Here is a 26,576-nt window from a genome sequence, read left to right on the forward strand (position 1 = left end):
ATATAGGCCTCTCGCGTCAATGAGCAAAGCCAGGCACGTGATCCGCAAAACTTATATTTTCGTAAGATTTGAATAGAAGCGACGGATCGACGTCGTTGGGTCGTTAAAGCGCTGCATGTTATTTGAGACGGAGAGAGATCGATGGAAACCGGCATGTCCAGCTTTCAGCTGCCTTCTCAACTGGCAGAACAACTGAAGCTCGCCAGCATGCGGCTTGGCTTGAACGTCGACGCCCTGATGATGGAGGCTCTCCAGGAGTGGCTGGACAGAAACGACGCGCCGAAAATGCCGTCACTGTGCAACTCCGTCATCCGCATCCATAGGGATCGTGCGATCGATTGGGCCGATAGTCTTTGACGACAGCGTTTGGTTTCAAAGCACCGCACCCGATGCCGGGTGCGGTGCTTTATTGTTTATCGTAGGCGCTTACCCGGTCGGCTATTGAGCTGCCTCCTCCGCGTCGTGCGCTTCATCTCCAAGGAAACCGCCGGACTGGCGCATCCACAGGTCGGCATAGATTCCGCCACTTGCGACCAGTTCGTGATGGTTCCCGGTCTCAACGATGCGCCCCTTATCGAGCACGATGAGGCGGTCCATCTGCGTCAGCGTGGAAAGGCGGTGGGCAATCGCGATAACGGTCTTGCCTTCCATAAGCGCAAACAGGTTGTCCTGAATAGCTGCTTCCACCTCTGAGTCGAGCGCCGAAGTCGCCTCGTCCAAGACCAGGATCGGTGCATCCTTGAGGAAGACGCGGGCGATGGCGATGCGCTGACGCTGGCCTCCTGACAGCTTGACGCCGCGTTCGCCGACATGTGCCTCAAGTCCCATGCGTCCTTGCATATCGCGAAGCCCCTCGATGAACTCCCATGCATTCGCACGTTTTGCAGCATCGATGATCTCGGCGTCGCTTGCGTCCGGCCGGCCATAGGCAATGTTGTCTCTGATCGAGCGATGCAGCAGAGACGTATCCTGCGTCACCACGCCGACAAGAGAGCGAAGACTATCCTGCGTAACCCCCGCAATATCCTGACCGTCGATGGTAATACGACCAGCTTCGAGATCGTAGAATCGCAACAAGAGGTTCATCAAGGTCGTCTTGCCCGCGCCGGAACGTCCGACAAGACCGACCTTCTCGCCGGCCCGAATGTCGAGGCTTAGATCCTCGATGACGCCCCGGGCTTTGCCATAATGGAATTTGATCTTCTCAAAGCGGATATGACCTTGCTTCGCGGCAAGCTCGCTAGCCTGCTTTTTATCGACGACCTCATGAGGTTTGGTCATCATCGACATACCGTCGTAGATCGTGCCAACAGCTTCAAAGAGCGCCGCGACTTCCCACATAATCCATTGTGACATACCGTTGATGCGCATGGCAAGACCGATTGCAACGGCGATCGATCCCACGGTCACACCGCCTCCCATCCAGAAGCCGATACCGGAAGCTGCCACCGCAAAGAGAGCAACCGCGTTGTTGAGATCAACGCAAATATTTAACAGCGTGATTTGCCGCATCTGCAGGTGCACGGTGGAAAGAAAGCCGTCCATGCTTTCGCGCGCATAGGCCTCCTCACGTCCGGCGTGAGAGAAGAGCTTGACGGTGCCGATGTTTGTATAGCTATCGACGACCCGCCCCGTCATGATCGAACGGGCATCTGCTTGCTCGCTGGATAGCTTGCGCAGCTTCGGGATGAAGTGCGACAGGATCAATCCATAGACCACCACCCAGAATACAAGCGGCAAGACCAAGCGCCAGTCGACGGCGATGACGAGCGCCAGCATCGAGATAAAGAAGCTGATTGCGTAGGTGAAGACATCAATGATCTTCATCACTGCTTCGCGAACGGCTAGCGAGGTCTGCATGACCTTTGTCGAAACGCGGCCGGCAAATTCGTTGGCAAAGAAGTTGATCGAGTGACGCAGCAAAAAGCGGTGCATCTGCCAGCGCGCGATCATCGGAAAATTGCCGGCCAGAACCTGATGCATCGTGAAGGTGTGGACCACACCCGTAAGCGGCAAACCGACGAGCAGCAAGAGCGCCATCATCATCAGACGGAGCCACTCCTTTTCAAGAAAGTGGGCAGGATCTGCGCCGGACAGCCAATCGACGATATTGCCGAGGAACTGGTAGAGCATCACCTCGGCAAACGCGATGAGCATGGAGCAGGTGGCGAGCAACAGAAGCCACGGCCATGCCGCCTTGGTATAGTGCCAGCAAAAGGCAAGCAGCCCCTTGGGCGGCAGTGTTGGGGCTTCTTGCGGGTAAGGATCAAGCCGCCGTTCAAACCACGAAAACAGGTTCGTGAGGACCATAGGGAATGCTCCATAGTCTTATCTGCCTGCCACCTCTCAAACCACATCGGGCCACGGCGACAGAACTATCAGGGCAAGGCCGATATGCCGGCCTCAGAATGAGATAAAGAAGGGAAAATTGCGTGAAACCGCGAGGCGCCTATGACCAGATGGTATTGATCTGGCGAGGGAGGCGAATACGCACGGCATTATCCATGGAAGCCTCCTTGAGGGCTGAAGGTTCATAACACTTTCTTAGTAACCCGAAAGCCTCCCCAAAGGAAAGTGGAAGCGGATGAGAAAAGAAAATTACGGTCAAATTTGTTGCGTTCAGGCAACAAATGGAGCATTGGCGCGCCACCTCAATCTTATTGTTTGCCGTTTATCCTGCTAAAGACACGCCATGTCACAACCAACCCCCAAACTGCGCATAGCCCTCTACCAGCCCGATATCCCCGGCAATACCGGCACGATCTTGCGCCTTGCTGCCTGCATGGGATGCGCTGTCGACATCATAGAACCGGCTGGATTCGACATTTCGGATCGTAATCTGAAGAGAGCCGGAATGGACTATATCAGCGCCGCTATGCTGATCCGGCATGTCAATTTCGAACATTTCAATGCCTGGCGCACAAAAGAAGGCCATCGTCTGGTTTTAGCGACCACCAAAGCCGCTGAGCGTTATACCGACTTCACGTTCCGCGACGGTGATACCCTGCTGTTCGGCCGGGAAAGTGCAGGCGTACCGGATGAAGTACACGAAATGGCGGATGCGCGCATTGTGATTCCAATGCAGCCGGGCCTACGCTCGATTAACCTTGCCGTTTCGGCCGCGATGGTGCTCGGCGAAGCCATGCGGCAAACGGTCTGGCGATAAAGCCGCAACACGCTAAATTGTTGATCTTGCACCTTTGAAACGATGCCTTTCGACGGCCGGGTCAAGCTGAAAAGACAATGTCGCAAACAGCGGTTGCAGACGACCGAAACAGGTATATAGTTATTAGCCGGGCAATTATTTTCGCCGGAAACATGAGCGCTGGTCACGCGTTCGGTTCAGTCTCCTATCCGATCACCACGCGCTTTACTTTGCAGGCATAATCAATGGAATCCACCGTCGTCATGATCAATTTGCTGGGTGCGATTGCGCTCCTGCTCTTTGGTCTCGCCCAGGTTAAGGACGGTGTCTCACGCGCGTTTGGCGCAAAGCTGCGCACCGGGCTTGCGACGGGCACGCGCAGCACTCTTCGTTCGTTCGTATCCGGCTTCATTGCCACGGTCGCGCTGCAGAGCTCGACGGCCACCGCACTGATGGTCTCATCCTTCATCGAGCGCTCTCTTGTGAACCCGCGAATGGCTCAAGTGGTTCTGCTGGGGGCCAATGTCGGGACGGCGGTCACAGCTTGGATCGTTGCTGCCGGGATCGGATGGCTTTCTCCACTTCTTATCTTTGCTGGCCTCATTCTTTATCGAGCCGGATCAACAGCGCGCCAAGGCGGCGGTGTCGCGTTGATCGGTATCGGGTTGATGCTTTTGTCCCTACACCTTCTCGATGCCGCGACCGGGCCGATCCGCCACTCGCCTGCCCTCGCCGCGTTCGTCACGTTGCTGGACAATGCGTGGCCGGTGGCACTGGCCTTTTCTGCCGCGATCGCGGCGCTATCGTCTTCGAGCCTTGCGGCCATCATGCTGGTTCTGTCACTCGCCTCAACCGGCACGGTCTCTCCAAGCCTGACTGTCATTCTTGTGCTGGGAGCCAACCTCGGCGGTGCCATTCCGCCGGTACTAGCTTCCATTGGTGGCACACCGGCAGCGCGACGCGTAACGCTCGGCAACCTTTTGACGCGAGCAGCCGGCTGTCTCATCGCTATGCCGCTCGCCGATCTCAATGCAGGATGGCTTGCGCATTTGTCGTTATCCCCGGAGCGCCTGCCCGTCGATGCGCACCTGGCATTCAATATCGTCCTTGCCATCCTCGCCTGGCCGTTTTCAAAAAGCCAGTCCAAGCTGATGGCAAGGGTCATTCCCGATAGTGCCGAGCCTGTCGATGGCCCAAAATATCTCGATGATCACGAGCTTTCGACGCCCGTGGTCGCTTTGGCCAGCGCCACCCGTGAGGTTCTTGCAGTCGGCGATATCATTGAAAGGATGCTGCTCGATTGTTCGGATGCATTCGAAAAAACCGACGCTTCCAAGCTCCGGGACATTCCGTCACTCGAGCGGCGCGTCGACAAGCTTCAGCAGGAGGTAAAGCTCTATCTTTCAAAGCTTGGCCGTGACGGTCTCGATGAGGCAAATGCGCGTCGCTCGATTATCATTATCGACTACGCTATCAATCTCGAACATATCGGCGATATCATCGAGAAGGGCCTTGCCGAGCAGATCAATAAGAAGATCGCAAATGGCCTCAGCTTCTCGTCCGACGGCTATGCGGAACTGATGAAGCTATTCACGCTAACGATCAATAATTTGCGCATTGCACAGACGATTTTCGTTACCCGCGACTTCAATCTCGCCCGACAGATGATGGAAGTGAAAGTGGAAGTGCGCAGAATGGAAAAGCAATCCTCGGAAAGGCATCTCGAGCGCTTGCGCGATGGACGGCCGGACAGTTTGCGCACCAGTTCGCTGCACCTCGACCTTCTGCGCGACCTCAAGCGGGTCAATGCGCACATCATCTCGGTCGCTCACCCCATCCTCGACGAAAGCGGCCTGTTGATCGAGAGCCGGTTGCGCCCGGCGGCAGAGTGAATATCCGAAATCAGTCGGCAGAAGGTAGCCGCCGCATCGTGAACTCGATTTGGTCGCCATCCAGCTTGCGCCAACTTTCCACCTCTGTCCAATAGGCTGCCTTCGGATACCGGTCAAACCACTCACGGGCCTTGGCTCGTGCGTCCAACACGCCGAGCCGGTAGGTTTCTCGCACAAAGTGATCACGGCTGCGCCCACTATCCTGACGCTCGCGATGTTGGGCAATTCTGCGCTTCAGCCCTTCGAAAGACGGTGGTCCTGGGATTTTCGTCATCAAAGCTACCTCTGGCAATCAAGGTAGTGCCGAAAGATGATTTTTGCGAGTCGATTCCAATACTTGAGGAATCAGATGCTGCAATATCGAACAGGGACCTCCCCTCGCTTCAGCCTTGTCGCGACCAGAACGAGCTTTTGGATGGAAGAAGAGCTAACGACCTGCTACCAAAGCGCCGGTTTGGAATAGCGCCAGCCAATCGGATCTTATCGCCCACCTGTCGTCTCCTACAATTTTGAAGAAGACAACAGGTTTTGGACGCAATCGCGTCGCAACGCGCAAGTGAGATGGAGTTCTCGATGGAAAGACCGGATCTACCGCTCGGTTTACCAGAGGATATCGAAGAAAAGAAAATGGCCGCTCGAACATGGTTCGAAAGCCTGCGGGACCAAATACGCACGAGCTTCGAGCAATTGGAAGACGAATTGACGGGTCCCCTGTCGGATCGCGAGCCGGGGCGCTTCGTCGCCACCGCTTGGTCGCGGGAAGAAGGCGCAGGCGGCGGCGGAACCATGTCGATGATGAGGGGGCGCGTCTTTGAAAAAGTCGGCGTTCACACGTCAACGGTGTATGGCACTTTCGCTCCGGACATCAGAGCGCAGATGCCTGGAGCAGCCGCAGACGGAGCGTTTTGGGCCTCCGGTATTTCGCTGATTGCCCATCCGGTCAATCCGAATGTGCCCGCGGTTCACATGAACACACGTATGGTGGTGACCGGAAGTCGCTGGTTCGGCGGCGGCGCCGATCTGACGCCGGTCCTGGACAGGCGCCGAACGCAGGAAGACGAAGATTCGATCCTCTTCCATCGAGCATTGGAAGCTCCATGCCGTACACATGCCCGTGTCGCCAATTATGAAACCTATAAAAAGTGGTGCGACGATTATTTCTTTTTGAAGCATCGCAATGAGTCGCGCGGCATCGGCGGAATTTTCTATGATTGGCTTCATTCCAGTGAAGAAGCCGGCGGCTGGGATGCCGATTTTGCATTCACGCAGGATGTTGGTCGAGCCTTTGCAGATGTCTACCCACGGATCGTCAGGGCAAATTTCAATAAACAGTGGACGGAACAAGATCGTGAGGAACAATTGATTCGACGCGGGCGGTATGTTGAGTTCAATCTTCTCTATGATCGAGGCACCGTGTTTGGTTTGAAAACCGGCGGAAATGTTGACTCCATCCTGTCATCAATGCCGCCTATGGTGAGATGGCCTTGATAGGGATGCGCTGACGACTTGCCGCAAGCTCAGTGCGGCCATATCGAGGCATAGATGAAGGCTCGCAAGCCTCCGTGCCTCCTAGGTTCTTGATGCCGGGTTGCGTATGGCAATGCGTTATAGAGCGTGAGACGGAAGGCGTTTTGAGGAGACCTGCTTCGTTCGCTTTGCGTAATGTACGGTAGAGAACATTGGCAAAACGCGTCGCCGCGTGATCTTTCCGAATTGGGAGTGTGTTCTAACTATAGATTAATCTGCGTTACATTTGAGGAGGAGATCAATGACCATACAGAGTGGCTCGCCAGCCTATCCAAGCGTCATGGAGAAATCTCGGGCAATCGATACGCCTGAATTCCTGACGCGGATCGCGCAAGATATGCGCATGAAGAGCGGATCGGATCTGCCATTGTCATGCTACGTCGAGCAGGTGAAACTGCAACTGGCAAGCGGCAAATCGCCGGAGGAGCTTGCGGGAACCGTTAAGGAAGCAAGCAACAACAATTTCGACAGCTGCTATCGCGCTTGGGCCTTGGGCGAATAAATTAAAGAAGGATGTCGATGCTCGAAGGAGCGTCGACATTTTTCGATTTATCCAGACTGACACCGAGCCTTGGAAAGCTCCTTCATCTGCGAACCCAGGCATGCGGAAACATGCCGATCTCGGGAACAAGACGTTTCCATTCGACGTTGCATGAATGTCGAAGGTTTAGCGGCACAAGACGATAGCGTAAGGGCCGACATCTTCGATCAGCGGAGTGGCTTGAGGGGTCAAACTAGCCCTCAAGACATCTGGCATAACAAGTCATTCAGTCGGTGCGGTGTTTGCACAGGATCACATCGCACATCGCGCCAGAGATGTTGGAGGAGACAATGCGTCTTTTTGAATGTGGTACTCTTGTCCCAGGTTGCGACTGGCATACGCGTGCAAGCGATGATGCGGAAGTGGTGCGCCGCGCCGTCGAGCATATGCGCCAAGCCCATGGAGAGACTGTCATCCGGGAAAATATGGTGGACAATATCAAGGCACGCATTCGCGACGAGGCCAACGCTGCCTAATCGGCTTGTTCGACGAAAGACGTTGAAAGCTTGAAGAGATAAGAAAGCCTCATATTGAACCAGAGGCGCCTCGCTTGAACCGATAGTTCGAGCGAGGTTATCTATCTGAAATACCCGGAGCGTCTTTCAAGCGGCCAAGAAGCGCTGCGCGGTCAGCTGCAAAATTCTCTTCAACCCATTGATCTTCCAAAGCAGTCAGCATCTTTCCGACTTCTGGACCGGCAGGTACCCCCAAGGCAATCACATCCGCACCGCTCAGCGGAAATTGTGGCTTCTCCCACCGCCGAGCCTCGTCCAAAAACGCAATCAAGCGAGCGGTTCGGGCCATTTCACGCGTATCTCCTTCCGCCTTGGAGCGCGCAACGGCAGTCGATAGTTTAAGCTTTGCAAGGATCCCGGCCGTCCCACGGCGATAGAGCAATCGCTTAAAGCCTGCGGTGGACATTTCATCGTCGATGTTTGGTGTCTTCGCCCAATCCTGGAGAAAGCCGGCTTCGGCCTTGGACATCTTCAGCCTTTGTGACATCGCAGAAATGCGTTCGGCGTCAGGCGGCACGATCGATGCGAGCCGCAGGAGCGGATCAGGAGACCAACCCAAAGCGGTTTCAGCGGCAACCAATCCTGGCATGGCGTCGATGCCCCATTTTTCTGTCTCAGGAAGGACCTCTGTCAAGACGCCGACCTGCCGCATCCAAAGCAGAGCCCGACCAGGGTCGTCTGCGGACAGAAGTTTGCGCGTCTCAGACCAGATGCGCTCTGCAGAAAGCGTCGACAGGCGCCCTCGTGCGGCAACGCAGGCACGCAGGCCATCTGCATCGGGCCGGCCCGTTCCGTACCAGGCAAAGAAACGAAAGAAGCGCAAAATACGCAAGTAATCCTCGGCAATCCGTCTCGACGCCTCGCCGATGAATTTGATGTTGCGCCGCTCGATATCGGCGAGACCGGACACAAAATCGATAACGCGGCCGTCCTGATCGAGATAAAGCGCGTTGACGGTGAAGTCCCGTCGGTGCGCATCCGCCTCCCAATCCCGGCCAAAGACCACCTGAGCATGGCGACCATCGGTCTGCATATCGGTTCGCAATGTGGTTACCTCGAAAGGTTCGCCATCAACAACAAGCGTAACCGTTCCGTGGCTGATACCGGTCGGAACGGCTTTGATGCCAGCGGCATCAGCGCGCGCAATGACCTCCTCCGGCATGAGCGTCGTTGCAAGATCGATATCCCCGACCGGAAGATCCATCAGGCTGTTGCGCACGGCGCCACCCACAATGCGGGTCTCGGCCCCTGCCCCGTTCAACAGCGATAGAACGCGTTGCAAGGCGGGGTCCTTGAACCAGTCATGGTGCGCGAGGCTGGTCATGCATAAAGCCTTTCATAGAGAGTTCGCACGATTCCCGCGGTAATGCCCCAGATCATGTGATCTTGGTAGGGAACGCGGTAAAAGTGACGCTCATAGCCATTCCACACGCGGCTGTCGCGCTGATGGTTGTCGGGGTTCATGAGGAAGGACAGCGGCACCTCGAAGACATCGTGAACTTCTGCGGGATTGGGTTTAAGATCAAAACCACGCCGAATGATGGCAAGAATAGGCGTAATGCGAAACCCGCTGGCAGCAAGGTAATCGGGAAGGCGCCCAACCGTCTCGACGTAATCGACTGGCAAACCGATCTCCTCTTCTGCCTCACGCATGGCGGCACGCTCCGCCGAGGCATCCTGCGGATCGATCGAACCGCCTGGAAAAGCAACCTGTCCGGAATGCTTTTTAAGGGTCGCCGTTCTTGTCGTAAAAATTACGCTGGCTTCCTCGCCGTCATCGACGACGGGAACGAGAACCGCTGCTTTGCGCAGCGTCATCGCTTCTATCATCTCGAACATATCGGGGTTCAGCAAATGATCGCCATGTTCGCGCCAAGCAACCTCTAACGGACTACCCACTTGATGAAGAGCGCGGCGGCGAAGTTCGCTCGCAGAAAAAAGCGGAAAGCGTTCCGGGGCAACAGTGTTCATCGAGACAACGCATCCAACTCATCAGCCGGCATAATAGGAAAGAGCGCTCCGTTTGATCGCAGGCAAAACGTATCGACGCCCTCGATTGTCTCGATATCGCCCATCTCGGCAAGTTCGTAGGTGACCGCGCGTGAAACCAATGCATCGAGACGTCCACGAACCCTTAGATAGGGCTTCCACTCGCCACTGCCAGCTTTAACGACGAAGCTTAGCGGATGATCGGCGCCCGCTTCCACCACATCGCCGACATTGGTCCTGAAGGTCAGCACCGGCTCGCTGTCGCGCAGGCTTTTATCCACCTCGACCGCAACAAAATGGGCGTCCTCAACCCGAATTCCGAGCTTTTCCACAGGCGTGACAAGATAGGTCTTCCCATCTTCGTCCTTCCGCAACACGGTTGAAAAAAGCCGGACAAGCGGCTGACGGCCGATGGGCGTGCCCATGTAATACCAACTGCCGTCACCGCGAATTTCCAGATCGATATCGCCGCAAAAAGCCGGATTCCAAAGCTCGACAGGGGGCAGCCCGCGCTTTTTCCCATCGCTTTGCTCCGCAGCGCGTGTAATCAACGCCGATAAACCGCCGATAGCGTCAGATGTGGGAAAACCTTCGCTTGCCATTCTTCTGTCCCGGTTTGCGTTTAAGGCAGCAACCGTCACGAGATAGTCATTCAAAACTTGCTTGTCAGCCCGTTCTATCGTCTTACCTTTACATTTCTAGGTCGCTGACGTGAATTAGCGCCGATTCGCAAGCTGGATGAAGCCGAAGGAGGTCCCGATGGGAATGATGCCGACTGAACCCCCGATGGACGAAAAAGCGATCGTGGCCGCTGCCGAACGCGCCCTTTCCGAAATCGCTGCCGTTCGCAAAGAGGTTTCAAAAGTTATCTTTGGCCAAGAAAGCGTCGTTGAAAACACGCTCTTGGCAGTTCTGTCCGGCGGACATGCTCTGTTGGTCGGGGTTCCTGGTCTTGCCAAGACCAAGCTTGTGACGACACTTGGCGATGTTTTGGGCCTTGCCTGGAACCGCATCCAGTTCACACCCGATCTGATGCCATCAGATATCGTCGGCTCGGAAGTCATGGATCAGAACGAAACAGGCCGGCGCTCCTTCCGTTTCGTCAAAGGGCCGGTGTTCGCCCAACTTCTGATGGCGGACGAAATCAACCGCGCTTCGCCGCGCACACAGTCGGCCCTGCTTCAGTCGATGCAGGAATATCATATTACGATGGCGGGGCAGCGGTATGATTTGCCATCGCCGTTCCATGTTCTTGCCACACAAAACCCGCTGGAGCAGGAAGGCACCTATCCGCTGCCCGAAGCTCAGCTCGACCGCTTCCTGCTGCAAGTCGATGTACATTACCCGGATTTGACGGCAGAGCGGCAGATCCTTCTCGACACAACGGGCGTGTCGGAAGCAAAGGCCGAGGTTGTTCTCGATGCCGGTCGCCTGACGGACATCCAAAAGCTCATCCGCCAGATGCCGGTCAGCGACAAAGTGGTCGACGCGATCCTTGCGTTGGTGCGTTCAGCGCGTCCCGGCCAAGGCAACCAGGATACGGACAAACATATTGCGTGGGGTCCCGGCCCAAGAGCCGGCCAGGCCATGATGCTCTGCGCAAGGGCGCGTGCGCTCTATGAAGGACGGCTCGCCCCATCGCTGGATGATGTCTATGCGCTGGCCGAACCAGTGCTGGAGCATCGTATGGCGCTGACATTTGCCGCGAGGGCGGAAGGCATGTCGGTGCGCGATGTAATCGCCGATCTCGTCAAGCACTCCAAAGGCTGAACAAAAACGGCAAGGAACAGTCCCGCGTGGCATCTATCGGACAAACCGTCGATCCGACCCCCGGTAAAGACGCACTCGCAAGAGCACGGCAACGCGCAGCGCTCGTGCCGGACTGCCTCGTGGAAGCACGGCGCATTGCCAATACCGTGATTGCTGGCTGGCATGGGCGTCGCAAGCGTGGCATCGGCGAAAACTTCTGGCAGTTCCGCCCTTATGCGGAAGGCGAAAGCCTTTCACGCATCGACTGGCGCAGATCCGCCCGTGATGACCATATGTATGTGCGAGACCGAGAATGGGAGGCGGCGCACACGATTTGGCTCTGGGCGGACCTTTCACCGTCCATGATGTTCAAGTCGAGCTATGGCATGGTCTCAAAGGAAAGCCGCGCTCTCGTGATTATGCTGGCCTTAGCCGAAATTCTCGCTCGTTCGGGCGAACGGATCGGTTCACCGGGCTTGATGGAACCCATCGCGGCGCGCAATGCTGCAGAGCGTTTGGCGACTGCGCTGATGCATACTCCCTCCACCACCGGCCTGCCGGATGTGGGGATGGTGCGCGGCTGGAGCGATCTTGTGCTGATCGGTGATTTTCTGGACGATGCAGATGCTATCATGGCGCGTCTCGGTCCGCTCGGTCGGCGCGGTCTTCGCGGCCATCTGGTAGAAGTCGCTGATCCGGCCGAAGAACTTTTCCCCTATAGCGGACGCACGGAATTTACGGACCCGGAGAGCGGCGAACGGATCGTCGCCGGCCGCGCTGAAAATATCCGCGATGATTATCGGCAAGCCTATCTGGCACGGCGGGAATCGCTAGGACAATCGCTGCGACACTTGGGCTGGACCTTTACGCCCCACCGCACCGATCACCTCGCCTCGGAAGCATTGATCGCAATTCACATGTATCTTTCGGGAATGCCGGCGAATGCGGTTGGGGGAAACCGTCCATGATGGGTTTGCCGTTTGCCTTTTCCTATCCCGCGATCCTTGCGGCGCTTGTTGCACTACCGGCTATCTGGTGGCTGCTACGGTTGACGCCGCCGCGACCGATCGTTGAGGTCTTCCCCCCTCTGCGCATCCTCGCCAAAGTTCTCAAGCGCGAGGAGACGCCGGCCAAAAGCCCATGGTGGCTCACGCTTCTGCGCATGGCGCTCGCCGCCGCCGTCATTCTGGCGATTGCGGATCCCGTGGTGAACCCTCGCTCTGCCACCTTGATGCGCGGCGGGCCGCTTGTTCTTGTCATCGACAATGGTTGGGCATCAGTGTCCGACTGGGAACGCAGGGTCAAGTCGGTCTCCGCTCTCATCGATGATGCTGAAAGAAGCAGCATTCCCGTTTCCATCACCTTCACGGCCAACGCCTCGAACGACGCAACGGCGAGTTCGGCCCCGGCTGCGCGCGAGAAATTGCAGGCGGCCGAACCACAGCCGCTTGTGCCGGACCGCGCGCGTGCCATCGATGCCTTAAGAACCGCGCTCGGCAACACAGCACCCGGAACCCTCGTGTTCGTGACCGACGGCATTGCCGCCAGGAAAGACGATGCAACGGTTCGCAGCCTGGCTGACCTCAGACCAGGGGAATTCCGCCTCGTGGAAGATGATGGTTCTGCCGATATTGCATTGACCGACATCGATAACAACGCCGACGCCATGGAGGTCACCGCTAGCCGCCTGAAAGGCGGACAAGCTCTCTCGCTCCCCGTGACCGCGCAGGACGCCCAGGGACGCGCGATTGCAGCGGGCACCATTCAATTCGCAGCCGGACAAACCACTGCTACGGGGTCGATTTCCGCGCCGTTCGAAATGCGAAACGATTTTGCACGCGTCAGCCTCGACGGACATCAGACGGCAGGCGCTGTTCACCTGCTGGACGATGGCTTCAAGCGCCGCCGTGTGGTGCTGTTATCGGGCGAAACGCGCGACGATTTCCAGCCCTTGCTTTCCCCGCTCTATTACATTCAACGTGCTCTTCAACCCTATGCCGACCTAATCGATCCGAATACGGCCGATCTGGCTGCTGCTATTCCTGACGTACTTGCGCAAAATCCATCGGTCATCGTCTTGGCCGATATCGGCCGCCTGCCACAAGAAACCTACGATCCGCTAAGGCGCTGGATCGAAAATGGCGGTATTTTATTGCGGTTCGCGGGTCCCCGTCTTGCTGCTGCACCCGCCGATGATCCGCTGGTTCCAGTTACTCTTCGGCAAGGAGAGCGTGCTTTGGGCGGCGCCTTGTCGTGGGCAGAGCCTCAGCAGTTAGCAGAATTCCCCGCAAACAGCCCATTCGCCGGCATAACCCGCCCGAGTGATGTGACGATCAAGCGCCAGGTTCTTGCAGAGCCGACACCTGATCTGGCGGAACGCACCTGGGCAAGCCTCGCCGACGGCACGCCTCTGGTGACCACCAAAACGATGAAAGCCGGACGGATCGTCCTCTTCCATGTCAGCGCGGAGGCGACCTGGTCCAATCTGCCGCTTTCGGGAAGTTTCGTGGAAATGCTGCGACGCGTCGTGCAACTCTCCAAATCAGGGGGAACCAGCGCCGACAACTCTGCCGGCGATAGAGCCCTTCCTCCCTTTCGCCTGCTGACGGCAAAAGGCGCGATGACGCCGCAGACCGGATCGGCCCGTCCTCTGATTGTCACACGTCAAGCAGCGCCGGTCACAAATTTCGACAATCCGCCCGGCCTTTACGGTTCCGAAGAAGGCTTTACCGCATTGAACGTTTTGCCCGAAAAGGCTGAGCTAAAGCCCCTGGATACCTCCGGTATCACTCTTAAACAGGAAGGCTTGCTCGGCGAAGATTCCTGGTCCGCAAAACCAGCGCTTTTCGTCCTTGCTTTGGTGCTTCTGATGGCCGACGGGCTGATTGTCATCCTGATGAATGGTGCCTTCCGGCGCTCGGCAGGATCAACGCGGGCCGCGGCATCGCTTCTCGCGCTGGCCGTTTTCGCCGGAGCTCTATTGCAACCTCATCGCTCATATGCCGATGACAGCAAGCCCGGCGATGACATCATCATGCAGCGCCTCGACAACACGCACCTGGCTTACGTGGTCACAGGGGAAAAAGATGTCGATGACATCTCAGAGCGCGGGCTTGAGGGCCTTACGCAATTTTTGACCTATAGAACGACGTTAGAACCCGCGCCACCGGTCGGTGTCGATCTGGACAAGGACGAACTTTCCTTTTTCCCGATGATCTATTGGCCGATCTCGGCGACGGCGCCAATGCCATCACAGGCGGCCATCAACAAAATCGACGCCTTCATGCGATCGGGCGGTACGATCCTGTTCGATACGCGTGATCAATTCAGCGCCCTGGATAACAATAGCGGACCGAGCCCCAATGTGCAGCGTCTGCAACAGATCATCGGCAACCTCGACATCCCGCCGCTCGAACCGGTGCCGGCAAATCACGTACTCACCAAGTCATTCTACCTGCTCTCGAATTTCCCCGGCCGCTATACCGGAAGCCCGCTTTGGATAGAGGCGCGCCAGGATGCAAGAGCAAAAAATGATCGTGAGTCCACGGCCTCGGGCGATGGCGTGTCTCCAATTCTTATCACTGGTAATGATTTTGCAGGCGCCTGGGCCGTAGATGCCAACGGAACGCCATTGCTGCCGACTGTGCCGCCAGACGACATGCAACGCGAATACGCCTATCGCGCAGGCGTCAACATCATGATGTATATGCTCACCGGCAACTATAAGGCCGATCAAGTGCATGTTCCTCAGATCCTGGAAAGGCTGGGGCAATAGAATGACCATCGACTTCTCACCCTTCGTCCCGTGGCCTGTCCTGGCTGTCCTGGCGCTAATCGCGCTTCTTGTCAGCGCCATCGCGCTCTGGCGCGGCCTTCGCGGCGCCACCATCCGCTCACTGGCAGCCCTCGCCCTCCTGGCGGCTTTGGCAAATCCGCTGTTGATGCAAGAAGATCGCGAACCTCTGACAACGATCGTGCCTGTCGTCATCGATCGGAGCCAGAGCCAGCAAATCCCTGAGCGCATCCGCCAGACCGACGAAGCACTTGCCGCGCTGAAGGAACGACTAGCTCGCTTTCCCAATATTGAGCCGCGGTACCTCGAAGCGAAGGATGCTGAGGAAGGCGGCGCACCATCCACTCGTCTTTTCCATGCACTTGAGGGGTTGATCTCGGACGTTCCTCCATCGCGTGTCGGCGGTGCGATTTTCGTAACGGATGGTGAGGTGCACGATGTTCCCGGCGCTAACCAAGCTTTGGGCTTCGACGCCCCGATCCACTCCCTTATTACCGGACGCGCTAACGAGTTCGACAGGCGCATCGAAGTCGTGCGCGGCCCTCGCTTCGGCATTGTCAATGAGGAACAGCAGGTCGTCCTGCGCGTCGTCGATGACGGACCGAGCCCCGGCGGCGTTGCCAAGGTCAATGTTCGCCTAAACGGCAACGATATTGCCACCATTCAGGCCGTACCGGGACAGGAAACCCCCTTCTCGTTCAAACTGCAGCGCGGCGGCAGCAATGTCCTTGAATTTTCCGTGGCCGGTCTGCCCGGAGAAATCACCGAGACCAACAACCGCACTGTCCATCTGATCGACGGTATCAGGTCCAACCTTCGAGTGCTGCTGGTTTCCGGCGAACCACATGCCGGCGAGCGTGCCTGGCGCAACCTGCTCAAGTCCGATGCCTCGGTCGACCTTGTTCATTTTACTATCTTGCGCCCGCCTGAAAAACAGGACGGGACACCGATCAACGAACTTTCGCTCATCCAATTTCCGATGCGTGAGCTTTTCGTCGAGAAGATCAATGATTTCGATCTGATCATCTTCGACCGCTACCAGCACCGCAACGTGCTGCCGATCCTCTATTACGATTATATCGTCCAATATGTGCAGAAGGGCGGCGCGCTGCTGATTGCTGCAGGCCCTGAACATGCAGGCGAGGATTCGATCGCTCTGACCCCGCTTGAGGCGGTTCTGCCGGCCGCCCCGACGGGCCAGATGATCAATAAGCCCTTCTATCCCCGCTTGTCTGAAGAAGGTCGCAAACATCCAGTCACGCGGGGGCTGGACGGCTCAACGCAGGAACCGCCCCGCTGGGGCCGCTGGTTCCGCACCGTCGATGTAGATCCACCGCAAGGTCAGACCGTGATGGTCGGCGCCGACAATCATCCGCTTCTTGTCCTCAATCGCGCTGGCGAAGGACGGGTCGCCATGCTTCTTTCCGATCAGGGCTGGCTCTGGGCGCGCGGCTTTGAAGGCGGCGGGCCGCATGTGTCGCTTTACAGGCGCATTGCGCACTGGCTGATGAAGGAGCCTTCCCTGGAAGAGGAAGCGCTGACTGCAAAAGCGTCCGGCCGCAGACTTGAGATTACGCGCCAGACGATTGGTGGTCCTCCTGGCGAAGCCCTCGTCCGTTATCCCTCGGGTCGAACGGAACGACTGGCGCTTTCTCAGAAGGAACCGGGCCTGTTCACAGCCGAGAAGGATATGGAAGAAGTCGGGCTTTTCCAGATTTCCAACGGGAACCTTTCGACTTTGGTTCATGTTGGAGCTGTCGACGCGCCGGAGTTCAAGGCCATGATTTCAACGACAGGTCCTTTGAAGCAGATCGCCGACCGCACGCGCGGGATCGACCAAAGGATTGTCGATGCGCAAGGGGCGGTCTCAGTTCCACCAATACTTCCCGTCCATAATCAGGTGCGCATCGCTGATAATGATCGTATACAAATTCGTTTGACGGACGAAACCGTCCTGAAAGGGGTCAACACGCTTCCCCTGTTCGCAGGCTTTGCCGGTGTGGGCGTTCTTTTGTTGGCCTTTGCTGCGATGTGGTGGCGAGAAGGGCGTTAAGCATGGCCCAGCTGGAACTGACCTGCGCGCCTGCCCCAGAGGACGTTTCGCTGATCGGAAGCGCTTTGACCGCGTTCAACGAAGACGACGTCGGACCGAAGCACCATATGCCTATTGCCGTTTTCATTCGCGATACCGAAGGAAAGATAACCGGCGGCCTTAGCGGCTATACCGCCTGGGGCTGGCTTTACATCCAGCAGTTGATCGTACCGGAAACAGAGCGAGGAAAAGGCCTTGCGGGCAAAATGCTTCTGCTCGCCGAAGAAGAGGCGTTGGGACGAGGTTGTCACTCAGCTTGGATCGACACCTTTAATCCCGCGGCGCTGAAGGCCTATCAACGGGCAGGCTATGCCGTTTTTGGCGAGCTTGCGGATTTTCCCACAGGTCGCACCCGCAGTTTCCTGCAAAAGCGCCTTGCGACACCTCAATAGAATAGGCCTTTTAAAGGTCAGCATCCGCAAGAGCGGCGCTGGTATGAGCGAGCGCAGGAGAACCGTTGCAGGTCCTGGCTCGCGCGTTCAGTTCATGGGATGAGTGAGGCTCGCATAACACTGTCCATACATGTCGTGGCTCATGTTGCACACTGGCTGGCAGGCGATCCTTTGCAGCTCTATATGACAGAAAACCATCATGGCTGAGGAAAAATCATGGGTATGCTCGTCGACGGCGTGTGGCAGGATGTCTGGTATGATACCAAGAAGAGCGGCGGCCATTTCCGTCGGGAGGCGTCCCGGTTTCGCAATTGGATCACGGTTGATGGCAGTGCCGGCCCAAGTGGCGATGGCGGCTTCAAGGCGGAGACGGGTCGCTATCATCTTTACGTGTCGCTTGCCTGTCCGTGGGCGCATCGTACCCTGATCTTCCGCAAGCTGAAGCGGCTAGAGCCTCACATCTCGGTATCGGTCGTCAGCCCCATCATGCTTGAAAACGGCTGGGAATTTGGTGGCATCGATGGCGGGGAAAGCGATCCCCTATTCGGAATGAGCAAGCTCTGGCAAGTCTATGTGAAGGCCGACCCATCCTACTCCGGTCGCGTCACCGTTCCCGTCTTATGGGACAAGGAAAAATCGACGATCGTCAACAACGAGTCCGCCGAAATCATCCGTATGTTCAACAGCGCCTTCAACGAAGTGACTGGCTCACAGGAAGATTTCTATCCTGAAACGTTGAGGACAGACATCGATGCCTTGAACGAGATAATCTACGACAGGGTCAATAATGGCGTTTACAAAGCGGGCTTTGCAACCACGCAGGAGGCGTACGAGGAAAACGTCGTTCGTCTCTTCGATGCGCTTGATCAGCTAGAAGAAAGACTGAGCAGAGGCCGCTATCTTTTTGGTAACGCGATGACGGAAGCCGATTGGCGACTTTTCACCACCCTCGTGCGGTTCGACGCGGTCTATGTCGGACACTTCAAATGCAATATCCGCAGGATCGCCGACTATCCGAACCTGTCTGGTTATCTCCGCGATCTTTACCAAGTTCCTGGTATCGCCGATACGGTCGACTTCCATCACATCAAGCATCACTACTACCGCAGCCACAAGACGATCAATCCGACGGGCATTGTTCCCATCGGGCCGAAGCTAGATCTTCTGCAGCCTCATGGACGAAAATAAACGGGGGTAGTGGACTGCCGGCATCCGCCAGCGGAGCCGCTGAGGCTACCAGCGGTCCGCTTTAGCAACCGTTTCGTCCTCCAGCTCGACGAGACGCCGCTGCGTGGCTGGCGAAAGATTTTCCGGCAAAGCGTCAAGGGCAAAGAAGCCGCATTCTACGATTTCGAGATCAGCCGGCCGCGGCGCTGTCTGTTCCACCAAGACTTTGTAGAAAACCACATGGTCGCGCGCACTGGCCGCACTGTTGAAGTAGACATGGATCAATTGCGGTGGCTCCAGCATGCGCAGATTGCCCTCTTCCCGCAGTTCCTTCTCGAGCGCTTGCCCCACAGTCTCCCCACGCTCGACACCGCCGCCCGGCATATGCCACCCCGGCACATAGCTGTGACGAACGAGGAAGATCCGCCCGTCCTTATCAAAGCACGCTCCGCGCACGCCGAGCGTCATGCCTCGCGCAACGGCAAAGTACCGGTGCACCACGCCGAGAAGAAGACGCGACTGCCATTCCTTGAGCTGCAGTTTCACCTTCTCTCCTGTTTATTTTGTCGCTTGGGCAGAACCGGTTTGATTTGCGCCTCGCCTGGTCTATCTCTCAGCTCATGTTCAAGCTTGCTCATATCTCAGATATACATCTCGGCCCGCTCCCGTCACTCTCTTTCCGAGAGCTATTTTCCAAACGCATCACCGGCTTCGTGAACTGGCATCGAAATCGTCGCATGCATTTGTTCGGCAGCACGCTCGACATCTTGCTTGACGATATCCGCAGACAGAGTGCGGATCATGTTGCGGTGACGGGCGACCTTGTCAATCTCGCAAGCGGCATCGAGATCAGAAAAGCGGCGGCCTGGCTGAGAGAACTCGGCGATCCTTCCCAACATTCTGTCGTTCCCGGCAATCACGATGCCTATGTGCCCGGCGCTTATGAGAAGTCCATGCGCGCATGGTATGACTATGTGAGGGGCGATCTCGCCCCAGTCGAGTGGCAGGAAGACAAACGCATTTTCCCCTATGTCCGCGTGCGCGACAAAGTTGCTATCGTTGGCTGCTCCACGGCAGTTGCGACGCCGCCGTTTTCAGCAAGCGGCTACTTCGGCAAGCGACAGGCGAGAGAGACCGTCAATGTCCTGCGCGCTGCAGGGGAAGCTGGCCTCTTCCGCGTTATCTTGATCCACCATCCGCCGATCCGTGGGGCGACATCCTTTCACAAGAGGATGATAGGCATCAGACGCTTTGCTGCAGTGGTCTCCTCTGGTGGCGCTGAACTCGTCCTGCACGGCCATACGCACTTGAACACGGTCCACTGGCTGCGCGGCCAAACAGGTCCCGTTCCCGTGGTCGGCATTGCCTCTGCCTCGCAAGGCCTCGGCGGCTCCAAGCCACCGGCCGCGTATAACCTGTTTTCCATTGCCGGCAGCCCCGGCGCATGGGAGCTGAAGGGAGAACGGTTCAACCTCAGCAGATCGGGCGACGACGTATCGACCGAAAGTGTTGATATATTTGGGACTTAGGCCAGCCACCGGACTCACTTTCTCAGCAAGTTGCAGTTGCGCTTGAAGCTCAGAAAGACAGCATCGGTAAAAACTTTTTGACAACAGGATTCATTCGACTGGAACCCTTGCGAAGCGCCATTGAATTGTTTCATAAAGGCCACAGATGAGATATAAATATTTCATTAATGCTGCTTCGTCTCAGCAAAAATCCCGTTAGGATCCCGATGCGCCAACCCGCTACGAACACAGACATCAGGCGTGATCTCGTCGGCTTATTGCCCCGGATCCGGCGCTTCGCCATGACATTAGCGTCCGACACGCTTGAAGCTGATGAACTCGTTCAGGTTGCCTGTCATCGCGCGGTGGCGAAGTCGCATCAATGGAAGGGGGACGGCCGACTGGAGATCTGGCTTTATACCCTGATCCGCCAGATTTTCATCGAGGAGAGCCGGAAGCGGAAGATGCGGCATAGCCCCACTGGCCGCGGCAATGTGACCGACATCAGGGAAGCGGCGCGCGAGCGCGCCGGTAGTGGCGAAACCGACGCCCTCAATCAACTTGTTTCGGCAATGCCTGAGGGAACAGCAAGCCTCTTTCTTTTGGTCTGTGTTGAAGGCCATACCCACAAGGAAGCTGCAGAAATCATGGGAGTGTCTCCCGACAGCATCGCTTCCCGCCTCGCATCGGCACGTCTTTATTTTGCAGCGGCTGCACAACACTATTCTCACGGATAAATCATTGCGAGATTTCAAAAAACTTCCTCTCGACGCCCAACTCGCAGCGCTCATCGACGGAGAAGCGGGCCCTGAGGAAAAGCACGAACTTGAGGCGCGTCTTGCGCGTGATGAAGGTGCACGCCGGCTCTACGAACAGTTGCGACATGGCGGGGAATTCGGCCGGCATCGTTTCGGCGAAATCTTGAAAGAACCCGTGCCTCTCGCGCTCGTTCGCTCAATCAAAAGTGTCCAGCCGCCCAAGGCACCGGTGGCACCCCGCGTGGCCAAATCCACAGCGAAATTTGCCCCCACCGCCCGCCAGTCCGCTATTGCGGGCCTTGCCCTTCTCGGGGTGGGTCTTGGTGTTGGATACCTTGTCTCGCAGCTTCCGTCTCCACCAACCACCATCGTCAATCAGGTAGCGACACCTGCACCGGCACCAAGCAATTGGCTGAGCGATATCACGGCCTATCATCGGCTCATTCTGCGTCAGCCGCGGCACCTTGTGGAGGTTGCGGCGAACCAGAAAGAGGAGATTTCGAGCTGGTTGACCTCGTCGGTTGGCGTTGCTTTCAGGATCCCGGATCTCAGCAGCCAAGGCTGGACCTTTCAAGGCGCCCGCGTCATTCTCGCGGATGGGCGCCCTGCCGGACAGCTGATCTACACCGGCAATGACGGGGATGTCATCTCGATCGTCTTTCGCAAAGACAACCAACCTGCTGAGTTGGAAGACTTCAAAGAGGCTATTCGCGATGAGCTTGGCCTCGTGAGCTGGCATAATGCCGGAAACGCTTACGTACTCGTCGGGCCGTCTGCAGAAGCCTCGCTCAATCAGCTTGCCGCAGACATTGCGACCGCAATCTAATTGATCCTTTGACACCTTGCGGAATAGCGCGCTCAGATGCGACATCTGAGCGCGGTCTTGGTTTATTGAACTTCACCGGAAGCAAGCAGGCTGTTGGCAGCAGAAACAATGGCTTCTAAGGACGCCGTTACGATATTGGTGTTGATGCCGGCGCCAAAAAGCTTTCCGCCTGCATGAACAATCTCCACATACGAAATAGCGGCGGCGTTCGAACCATGTTGGAGCGAGTGCTCCGAATAATCCTGCACTGACATTTCAACGCCGAGATAGGACGACAATGCGTTCACGAAGCCGTCGATCGGGCCATTACCTCTCCCTTCGATCTGGCGGGTCTCGCCATTATCGGTGATCTCGGCAGCAACAATCCTCACGCCTTTGTGTACCGTATCCGGATAGGTATGGTGATCAACGAACTTGATCCGTCCCTCTGGCTGGGACACATAACGCTCGATGAAGCGCTCATAAATCCGTTTGGATGGCAGCTCCTTGCCTTCTTCGTCCGTAATCCGCTGGATCTCTTCCCGGAACTCTACCTGCATATTACGCGGCAGGTTGAGGCCGTAGTCCTCCTGCAGGATGTAGGCGATCCCGCCCTTGCCGGACTGTGAGTTGATCCGGATGATCGCTTCATAGGAGCGACCGACGTCTTGCGGGTCGATCGGCAGATAAGGCACTTCCCAAATTGGATGGTTGGCGACTTTCCGCGCCTTCATTCCCTTGTTGATCGCATCCTGGTGCGAGCCGGAAAATGCCGTGTAAACGAGCTCGCCGACGTATGGATGGCGCTCGCCGATGTTCATCTGGTTCGAATATTCGAACACTTCCTTTATATGCTCGATGTCGGAGCAATCGATGCCGGGATCGATACCCTGTGTGAACATGTTCAATGCCATGGTCACGACATCAACATTCCCGGTTCGCTCGCCATTGCCGAACAACGTGCCTTCCACGCGATCAGCGCCAGCCAAAAGCCCGAGCTCGGCTGCAGCAATCCCTGTCCCGCGATCGTTATGCGGATGAAGCGAAATAATCAGATTTTCGCGGTTGTCGAGGTTGCGGCACATCCATTCGATCTGATCGGCATAAACGTTCGGCATCGCCATTTCCACGGTCGACGGCAGGTTGATGATCAGCTTGTTCTGAGCCGTCGGCTTCACCTCGGCAATGACCGCATTGCAGACTTCCAAAGCGACTTCCAGCTCGGTACCCGTAAAGCTTTCGGGGGAATACTCGAACCGGTAATCCCCGCCGGCCTTCGCCGCCATATCGGTGATCATTTTCGCAGCATCTACGGCAATCTGCTTGATGCCGCTGACATCCTTGGCAAAGACCACGCGACGCTGCAGCTCGCTGGTCGAATTATAAAAATGCACGATGGGCTGACGCGCCCCCTCGAGCGCTTCAAATGTGCGCGTGATCAATTCCGGCCGGCACTGCACCAACACCTGCAAGGACACCCCGTCAGGAACATTGCCCTCTTCCACGCACCAGCGTGCAAAGTCAAAGTCGGTCTGCGATGCCGAGGGGAATCCAATCTCGATTTCAGGAAAACCCATCTGCATGAGAAGGTGGAACATGCGAGCCTTGCGGTCATGTCCCATCGGATCGACCAGCGCTTGATTGCCGTCGCGCAAGTCGACCGAACACCAGATCGGCGGCTTCGTCATGGTCTTCGCCGGCCAAGTGCGATCTGGAATATCGACCTGCGGATAAGGTCTGTATTTACCGGAGGCCGTCGGCATGCCCTTTGTGGGTTTTGAGCTCGTGGAAGATTGAGCGGTCGTATCCATTCTATTCATCTCTCTTCGTGCCGGCAGACGTGCGCTATTTAGCCGATCATGCCCGCCATTGCGACAGCAAATGCCTGTCTCGATTGGTCTGCAGGTTTATCTCGAGGAGCGATCGCACGGCAGGCGTTTCGGCCGCCGGGCGCTCCTCAACGAACCCGGCAACCGCGTGTAAGGCCGAGGAGAAGAAGAGACGCGACAACGCAGCTATTGCGTTCCAGCGCGGCGCGCTGACGCAAAATTCGATCCGAAATCTGGATGACGGCGTTGTTCATGAGAAAATTCTATATCCTCTGACCCAAGGCTTGGCAAGCAGCCTGAGATTTTTTCAGTCCGACCGCTAAGCTAGACCTCAGCGCGAAGCATTTCGCAGTTTCGTCAGCGCCATCATCAGCCCACCGGCCAACAGACCCCAGAATGCACCGGAAATGCCCGCAAAAGACACGCCCGATGCCGTAATCAAAAACGTAATTGCTGCAGCCTCCCTGCTGTCCGGCGGCTGAAATGCAGCGACGACGGATGTGGAAAACGCACCGATCAGAGCGAGCCCGGCAACGGCTTCGATAAGAAGTGGCGGTGAAAGAGATACAAGATAGGTCACCGCACCAGCCAGGAGCCCGAAGATAATATAGCCCACGCCTGCGATTATGGCCGCCCAGTAACGCCGCCGCGAATCGGCGTGGGCATCGGGCCCCGCGCACATGGCAGCCGTGATCGCGGCAAGATTGACGGCATGACCGCCGAAAGGCGCACCTAAGATTGAAAAGAAGCCGGTCGTCGCAAATAGCGGCCCCGGCTTCGGCTCGTAGCCGTTGACCTTCAAAACCGCGATACCGGGGATATTCTGCGAGGCCATCGTCACGATGAACAATGGCAGACTGATCGATACAAAGGCGTGGAAGCTGAACGCTGGCATCACGAAAGCGACCGTGGGCAACAGGCTACCAAGAGCATGCGCAGAGCCCTGCCCCTGTGACGAATCGTAGACAACCACCAGCGCAAAAACGGCAAGTGCGGCCGGCACCGCCCATAAACGCCGGTAAGCTCCGACGAGAGCCCATACGAGAACGATTGGCAAAGTGTAGACCGGGTCGGCAGCCAGGGCCTTTGCCGGCGCAAAACAAAGTCCAAGAAGGACACCAGCGAGCATGGCATTGGCAAGAGGTTGAGGGATGGCCGCAACCGCGCGCCCGAGTGGACGAAACAAGCCGGCAAGGACAATCAGACAAGCGCACAGAATGAATGCGCCGACAGCCGTCTGGAAGCCGCCGTCAATTGTCCCGACGCCAGCGAGAAGCGCCGCTCCAGGCGTTGACCAGGCAATACTGACAGGAAGACGCGTGGTGATGCTGAGGACAATGGCGCAGAGCCCCATGGATAAAGCCAGAACCATCAGTCCCGAAGCTGCCTCGACATCGCTTGCACCGACGGCATGAAGGCCATTCAAGACGACAGCGAATGAACTTGCAAAGCCTACAAACGCGGCGAGACACCCCATGAACAGACTTTGTGTCGAGAAATCCTTGAGCATGATCTTACTTCCACGTGAGAAGTTTCGTTAAGCACAAACAGGCGTCGCGGGACAAGCGCAGTATGAATTGCTTCGGTACGGAGGGAACGTTCTGATAAATAATTTGTTAATAAACCGGCGGTGGAATACAATTCACAAAAATTAAGTAAGAACCAACGTCTATGGCCGATCTTTCGTATTAACGGTGAGCTTTGCATTATGAAGGAATCAGAATATCTCAGCCACGCTGCAGCACATCTTTCTTCGGCAGCTGTACTTGCTTCGCTTATTCGCTCTCTCGTAGACAAAGAAATTCTATCAGAAGATGAAGAGACTTCCGTTTACGACGGCGCTATTCGGCTTCTGTCAGATAATGCCGGTGATGACGAAGAAGGGATCTTCGAGCTGGCGCAAGAACTCGTCGAAACGAGATGGAAGGGCGACAGCTACTGAAGATTTCGAACCCACTAGGCCTATGTGCTAACGAGTGGTTATGCGCCTACGCCAGCCAAGTACCGCGATAGTCTGTAAGCCGACCAGTAAACTGCTGCCGCGCCGGTGTGGCAAAAACGCAAGTGGCCTTCTGTAGTCAAAGCAAGAACACGTCCGCAGACCTAGGCGAAACGCCTGAACTAAGCACAATCGGCAAAATGAGCGTGCGCTGTTTGCTGTAAGCGGAATTCGAGGGAAGCCTCGAGGCTTTCCGCTGTGAGTCTGCCGCCCAAGCCTGTCGGGCGGCAGATAAATCTCAGCCGATTTCGGCCTGCGATGTCACGATCCTCGATACCAGACCATACGCTTTTGCCTCTTCAGCAGACAGCCAGTAGTCGCGATCCGTATCGGCGGCGATCTTTTCAATCGGCTGGCCGGTTGCTTCTGCCATGATCTTGTTGAGGCGCTCGTTCATCTTGATGATTTCGCGCGCTTGAATCTCAATGTCAGACGCCATGCCGCGCGTACCGCCAGATGGTTGATGCAACAGGAAGCGCGTGTTTGGCAGGCAGATACGCCGTTCTTTAGGTGCCGCGACGTAGATCAGCGCGCCAGCCGATGCGACCCAACCTGTTCCGATCATCCAAACCTTCGGCTTGATGAACTTGATCATGTCATGAATGGAATCGCCCGACTCGACGTGACCGCCCGGCGAGTTGACGTAGATGCGGATATCCTCGTCGCTTGCAGCGGCGAGAGCCACCAGCTGCGTGCAGACCTTCTGCGCAAGTTCCTGATTGATCGGTCCATAAATGAAGATCGAACGCGACTTGAAAAGATTCGCCTCCGTTTCCTTACCGAGCGGCAGTTCCTTGACCTTGTCGTCTTGTTCTTCGTCGTTCATTCGAACCTCTTTCACGTCCACTTCGTGTATCTCGCACATAATGCGACTC

25 protein-coding genes are annotated in these 26,576 nt (G+C 56.7%); 16 read left to right on the top strand and 9 right to left on the bottom strand.

Features of this window, described 5'->3' with window-relative positions; all coding sequences use genetic code 11:
- The first annotated feature begins 153 nt into the window (after positions 1 to 153).
- Positions 154 to 357 carry a ribbon-helix-helix domain-containing protein gene (locus VQ830_RS15145; protein WP_337268965.1) on the top strand — a complete coding sequence of 68 codons (204 nt, stop codon included), beginning with the start codon at positions 154 to 156 and terminating at the stop codon, positions 355 to 357.
- Positions 358 to 438: 81 nt separating this feature from the next.
- Here the strand turns inward: VQ830_RS15145 and VQ830_RS15150 are convergent, their stop codons facing one another.
- Positions 439 to 2,295: an ABC transporter ATP-binding protein gene (locus VQ830_RS15150; RefSeq protein WP_337269078.1), complete on the bottom strand. Its 1,857-nt coding sequence runs from the start codon at positions 2,293 to 2,295 to the stop codon at positions 439 to 441.
- Between the two features lie 397 nt (positions 2,296 to 2,692).
- Here VQ830_RS15150 and VQ830_RS15155 point away from each other — a divergent pair, with 397 nt between their 5' ends.
- Both VQ830_RS15155 and VQ830_RS15160 read left to right on the top strand, forming a co-directional pair.
- On the top strand, positions 2,693 to 3,166 hold the full coding sequence (locus tag VQ830_RS15155) for a tRNA (cytidine(34)-2'-O)-methyltransferase (protein ID WP_337268966.1): 474 nt from the start codon (positions 2,693 to 2,695) through the stop codon (positions 3,164 to 3,166).
- A 224-nt stretch (positions 3,167 to 3,390) separates the two neighbouring features.
- Positions 3,391 to 5,037, top strand: coding sequence for a Na/Pi cotransporter family protein (locus VQ830_RS15160; protein ID WP_337268967.1), 1,647 nt, complete (start codon positions 3,391 to 3,393; stop codon positions 5,035 to 5,037).
- Positions 5,038 to 5,047: 10 nt separating this feature from the next.
- Here VQ830_RS15160 and VQ830_RS15165 read toward each other — a convergent pair whose 3' ends face one another.
- Entirely contained in the window at positions 5,048 to 5,311 is a 264-nt protein-coding gene (locus VQ830_RS15165; RefSeq protein ID WP_337268968.1) for a hypothetical protein, read from the bottom strand.
- A 299-nt stretch (positions 5,312 to 5,610) separates the two neighbouring features.
- Between VQ830_RS15165 and hemF the strand changes: the two genes are divergently transcribed.
- From hemF to VQ830_RS15180, 3 genes are all read left to right on the top strand, one after another.
- On the top strand, positions 5,611 to 6,525 hold the full coding sequence (gene hemF / locus VQ830_RS15170) for an oxygen-dependent coproporphyrinogen oxidase (RefSeq protein ID WP_337268969.1): 915 nt from the start codon (positions 5,611 to 5,613) through the stop codon (positions 6,523 to 6,525).
- Positions 6,526 to 6,805: 280 nt separating this feature from the next.
- Complete coding sequence (locus VQ830_RS15175; RefSeq protein WP_337268970.1) at positions 6,806 to 7,066, top strand: hypothetical protein; 261 nt, start codon at positions 6,806 to 6,808, stop codon at positions 7,064 to 7,066.
- Between the two features lie 329 nt (positions 7,067 to 7,395).
- On the top strand, positions 7,396 to 7,581 hold the full coding sequence (locus VQ830_RS15180) for a DUF1059 domain-containing protein (protein ID WP_337268971.1): 186 nt from the start codon (positions 7,396 to 7,398) through the stop codon (positions 7,579 to 7,581).
- A 97-nt stretch (positions 7,582 to 7,678) separates the two neighbouring features.
- On the opposite strand, the gene VQ830_RS15185 is transcribed toward VQ830_RS15180, so the two are convergent.
- The 3 genes from VQ830_RS15185 to VQ830_RS15195 are packed head-to-tail and all read right to left on the bottom strand — an operon-like array spanning position 7,679 to position 10,211.
- Positions 7,679 to 8,944 carry a CCA tRNA nucleotidyltransferase gene (locus VQ830_RS15185; RefSeq protein ID WP_337268972.1) on the bottom strand — a complete coding sequence of 422 codons (1,266 nt, stop codon included), beginning with the start codon at positions 8,942 to 8,944 and terminating at the stop codon, positions 7,679 to 7,681.
- Entirely contained in the window at positions 8,941 to 9,591 is a 651-nt protein-coding gene (locus tag VQ830_RS15190; protein WP_337268973.1) for a CoA pyrophosphatase, read from the bottom strand. The genes VQ830_RS15185 and VQ830_RS15190 overlap by 4 nt, the downstream gene beginning before the upstream one ends.
- Positions 9,588 to 10,211 (bottom strand): DUF1285 domain-containing protein, encoded by a 624-nt coding sequence (locus tag VQ830_RS15195; protein ID WP_337268974.1) that lies wholly within the window; start codon positions 10,209 to 10,211, stop codon positions 9,588 to 9,590. The genes VQ830_RS15190 and VQ830_RS15195 overlap by 4 nt, the downstream gene beginning before the upstream one ends.
- 157 nt (positions 10,212 to 10,368) lie before the next feature.
- Here VQ830_RS15195 and VQ830_RS15200 point away from each other — a divergent pair, with 157 nt between their 5' ends.
- The 6 genes from VQ830_RS15200 (at position 10,369) to VQ830_RS15225 (ending at position 18,823) form a co-directional block, all read left to right on the top strand.
- A complete protein-coding gene (locus VQ830_RS15200; RefSeq protein WP_337268975.1) occupies positions 10,369 to 11,379 on the top strand; it encodes an AAA family ATPase in 1,011 nt (336 codons plus the stop codon).
- 26 nt (positions 11,380 to 11,405) lie between these two features.
- Positions 11,406 to 12,326, top strand: coding sequence for a DUF58 domain-containing protein (locus tag VQ830_RS15205; RefSeq protein WP_337268976.1), 921 nt, complete (start codon positions 11,406 to 11,408; stop codon positions 12,324 to 12,326).
- Positions 12,323 to 15,133, top strand: a complete 2,811-nt coding sequence (locus VQ830_RS15210; protein ID WP_337268977.1) for a DUF4159 domain-containing protein — start codon at positions 12,323 to 12,325, stop codon at positions 15,131 to 15,133. The genes VQ830_RS15205 and VQ830_RS15210 overlap by 4 nt, the downstream gene beginning before the upstream one ends.
- Position 15,134: 1 nt before the next feature.
- Positions 15,135 to 17,204, top strand: coding sequence for a hypothetical protein (locus VQ830_RS15215; protein WP_337268978.1), 2,070 nt, complete (start codon positions 15,135 to 15,137; stop codon positions 17,202 to 17,204).
- A gap of 2 nt (positions 17,205 to 17,206) precedes the next feature.
- Positions 17,207 to 17,635 (top strand): GNAT family N-acetyltransferase, encoded by a 429-nt coding sequence (locus VQ830_RS15220; protein ID WP_337268979.1) that lies wholly within the window; start codon positions 17,207 to 17,209, stop codon positions 17,633 to 17,635.
- Between the two features lie 216 nt (positions 17,636 to 17,851).
- Positions 17,852 to 18,823: a glutathione S-transferase family protein gene (locus VQ830_RS15225; RefSeq protein WP_337268980.1), complete on the top strand. Its 972-nt coding sequence runs from the start codon at positions 17,852 to 17,854 to the stop codon at positions 18,821 to 18,823.
- 45 nt (positions 18,824 to 18,868) lie between these two features.
- Here the strand turns inward: VQ830_RS15225 and VQ830_RS15230 are convergent, their stop codons facing one another.
- Complete coding sequence (locus VQ830_RS15230; RefSeq protein ID WP_438618001.1) at positions 18,869 to 19,270, bottom strand: NUDIX domain-containing protein; 402 nt, start codon at positions 19,268 to 19,270, stop codon at positions 18,869 to 18,871.
- Between the two features lie 152 nt (positions 19,271 to 19,422).
- On the opposite strand from VQ830_RS15230, the gene VQ830_RS15235 reads away from it, so the two are divergent.
- The 3 genes from VQ830_RS15235 (at position 19,423) to VQ830_RS15245 (ending at position 21,894) form a co-directional block, all read left to right on the top strand.
- Positions 19,423 to 20,331 carry a metallophosphoesterase family protein gene (locus tag VQ830_RS15235; RefSeq protein ID WP_438617968.1) on the top strand — a complete coding sequence of 303 codons (909 nt, stop codon included), beginning with the start codon at positions 19,423 to 19,425 and terminating at the stop codon, positions 20,329 to 20,331.
- A gap of 206 nt (positions 20,332 to 20,537) precedes the next feature.
- Positions 20,538 to 21,047 carry an RNA polymerase sigma factor gene (locus VQ830_RS15240; protein WP_337268983.1) on the top strand — a complete coding sequence of 170 codons (510 nt, stop codon included), beginning with the start codon at positions 20,538 to 20,540 and terminating at the stop codon, positions 21,045 to 21,047.
- Positions 21,048 to 21,051: 4 nt separating this feature from the next.
- On the top strand, positions 21,052 to 21,894 hold the full coding sequence (locus VQ830_RS15245; RefSeq protein ID WP_337268984.1) for an anti-sigma factor family protein: 843 nt from the start codon (positions 21,052 to 21,054) through the stop codon (positions 21,892 to 21,894).
- 62 nt (positions 21,895 to 21,956) lie between these two features.
- Here the strand turns inward: VQ830_RS15245 and leuA are convergent, their stop codons facing one another.
- On the bottom strand, positions 21,957 to 23,684 hold the full coding sequence (leuA, locus tag VQ830_RS15250; protein WP_337268985.1) for a 2-isopropylmalate synthase: 1,728 nt from the start codon (positions 23,682 to 23,684) through the stop codon (positions 21,957 to 21,959).
- Between the two features lie 349 nt (positions 23,685 to 24,033).
- Positions 24,034 to 25,212: a benzoate/H(+) symporter BenE family transporter gene (locus VQ830_RS15255; RefSeq protein ID WP_337268986.1), complete on the bottom strand. Its 1,179-nt coding sequence runs from the start codon at positions 25,210 to 25,212 to the stop codon at positions 24,034 to 24,036.
- A gap of 198 nt (positions 25,213 to 25,410) precedes the next feature.
- Here VQ830_RS15255 and VQ830_RS15260 point away from each other — a divergent pair, with 198 nt between their 5' ends.
- A complete protein-coding gene (locus VQ830_RS15260) occupies positions 25,411 to 25,644 on the top strand; it encodes a hypothetical protein (RefSeq protein ID WP_337268987.1) in 234 nt (77 codons plus the stop codon).
- A 295-nt stretch (positions 25,645 to 25,939) separates the two neighbouring features.
- On the opposite strand, the gene VQ830_RS15265 is transcribed toward VQ830_RS15260, so the two are convergent.
- Positions 25,940 to 26,527 (bottom strand): ATP-dependent Clp protease proteolytic subunit, encoded by a 588-nt coding sequence (locus VQ830_RS15265; RefSeq protein WP_337268988.1) that lies wholly within the window; start codon positions 26,525 to 26,527, stop codon positions 25,940 to 25,942.
- Positions 26,528 to 26,576: the final 49 nt, after the last annotated feature.

The organism is Oryzifoliimicrobium ureilyticum (assembly GCF_037199735.1).
GTDB classification, from domain to species: domain Bacteria; phylum Pseudomonadota; class Alphaproteobacteria; order Rhizobiales; family Rhizobiaceae; genus Rhizobium; species Rhizobium ureilyticus.

Coding starts and splice junctions, on each gene's coding strand:
- VQ830_RS15155 (WP_337268966.1), top strand. CDS start 2,693: ATGTCACAACCAACCCCCAAACTGCGCATAGCCCTCTACCAGCCCGAT.
- VQ830_RS15200 (WP_337268975.1), top strand. CDS start 10,369: ATGGGAATGATGCCGACTGAACCCCCGATGGACGAAAAAGCGATCGTG.
- VQ830_RS15195 (WP_337268974.1), bottom strand. CDS start 10,211: ATGGCAAGCGAAGGTTTTCCCACATCTGACGCTATCGGCGGTTTATCG.
- VQ830_RS15215 (WP_337268978.1), top strand. CDS start 15,135: ATGACCATCGACTTCTCACCCTTCGTCCCGTGGCCTGTCCTGGCTGTC.
- VQ830_RS15230 (WP_438618001.1), bottom strand. CDS start 19,270: ATGACGCTCGGCGTGCGCGGAGCGTGCTTTGATAAGGACGGGCGGATC.
- VQ830_RS15185 (WP_337268972.1), bottom strand. CDS start 8,944: ATGACCAGCCTCGCGCACCATGACTGGTTCAAGGACCCCGCCTTGCAA.
- VQ830_RS15180 (WP_337268971.1), top strand. CDS start 7,396: ATGCGTCTTTTTGAATGTGGTACTCTTGTCCCAGGTTGCGACTGGCAT.
- leuA (WP_337268985.1), bottom strand. CDS start 23,684: ATGGATACGACCGCTCAATCTTCCACGAGCTCAAAACCCACAAAGGGC.
- hemF (WP_337268969.1), top strand. CDS start 5,611: ATGGAAAGACCGGATCTACCGCTCGGTTTACCAGAGGATATCGAAGAA.
- VQ830_RS15235 (WP_438617968.1), top strand. CDS start 19,423: ATGTTCAAGCTTGCTCATATCTCAGATATACATCTCGGCCCGCTCCCG.
- VQ830_RS15255 (WP_337268986.1), bottom strand. CDS start 25,212: ATGCTCAAGGATTTCTCGACACAAAGTCTGTTCATGGGGTGTCTCGCC.
- VQ830_RS15210 (WP_337268977.1), top strand. CDS start 12,323: ATGATGGGTTTGCCGTTTGCCTTTTCCTATCCCGCGATCCTTGCGGCG.
- VQ830_RS15165 (WP_337268968.1), bottom strand. CDS start 5,311: ATGACGAAAATCCCAGGACCACCGTCTTTCGAAGGGCTGAAGCGCAGA.
- VQ830_RS15190 (WP_337268973.1), bottom strand. CDS start 9,591: ATGAACACTGTTGCCCCGGAACGCTTTCCGCTTTTTTCTGCGAGCGAA.
- VQ830_RS15265 (WP_337268988.1), bottom strand. CDS start 26,527: ATGAACGACGAAGAACAAGACGACAAGGTCAAGGAACTGCCGCTCGGT.
- VQ830_RS15160 (WP_337268967.1), top strand. CDS start 3,391: ATGGAATCCACCGTCGTCATGATCAATTTGCTGGGTGCGATTGCGCTC.
- VQ830_RS15260 (WP_337268987.1), top strand. CDS start 25,411: ATGAAGGAATCAGAATATCTCAGCCACGCTGCAGCACATCTTTCTTCG.
- VQ830_RS15220 (WP_337268979.1), top strand. CDS start 17,207: ATGGCCCAGCTGGAACTGACCTGCGCGCCTGCCCCAGAGGACGTTTCG.
- VQ830_RS15225 (WP_337268980.1), top strand. CDS start 17,852: ATGGGTATGCTCGTCGACGGCGTGTGGCAGGATGTCTGGTATGATACC.
- VQ830_RS15145 (WP_337268965.1), top strand. CDS start 154: ATGTCCAGCTTTCAGCTGCCTTCTCAACTGGCAGAACAACTGAAGCTC.
- VQ830_RS15240 (WP_337268983.1), top strand. CDS start 20,538: ATGCGCCAACCCGCTACGAACACAGACATCAGGCGTGATCTCGTCGGC.
- VQ830_RS15175 (WP_337268970.1), top strand. CDS start 6,806: ATGACCATACAGAGTGGCTCGCCAGCCTATCCAAGCGTCATGGAGAAA.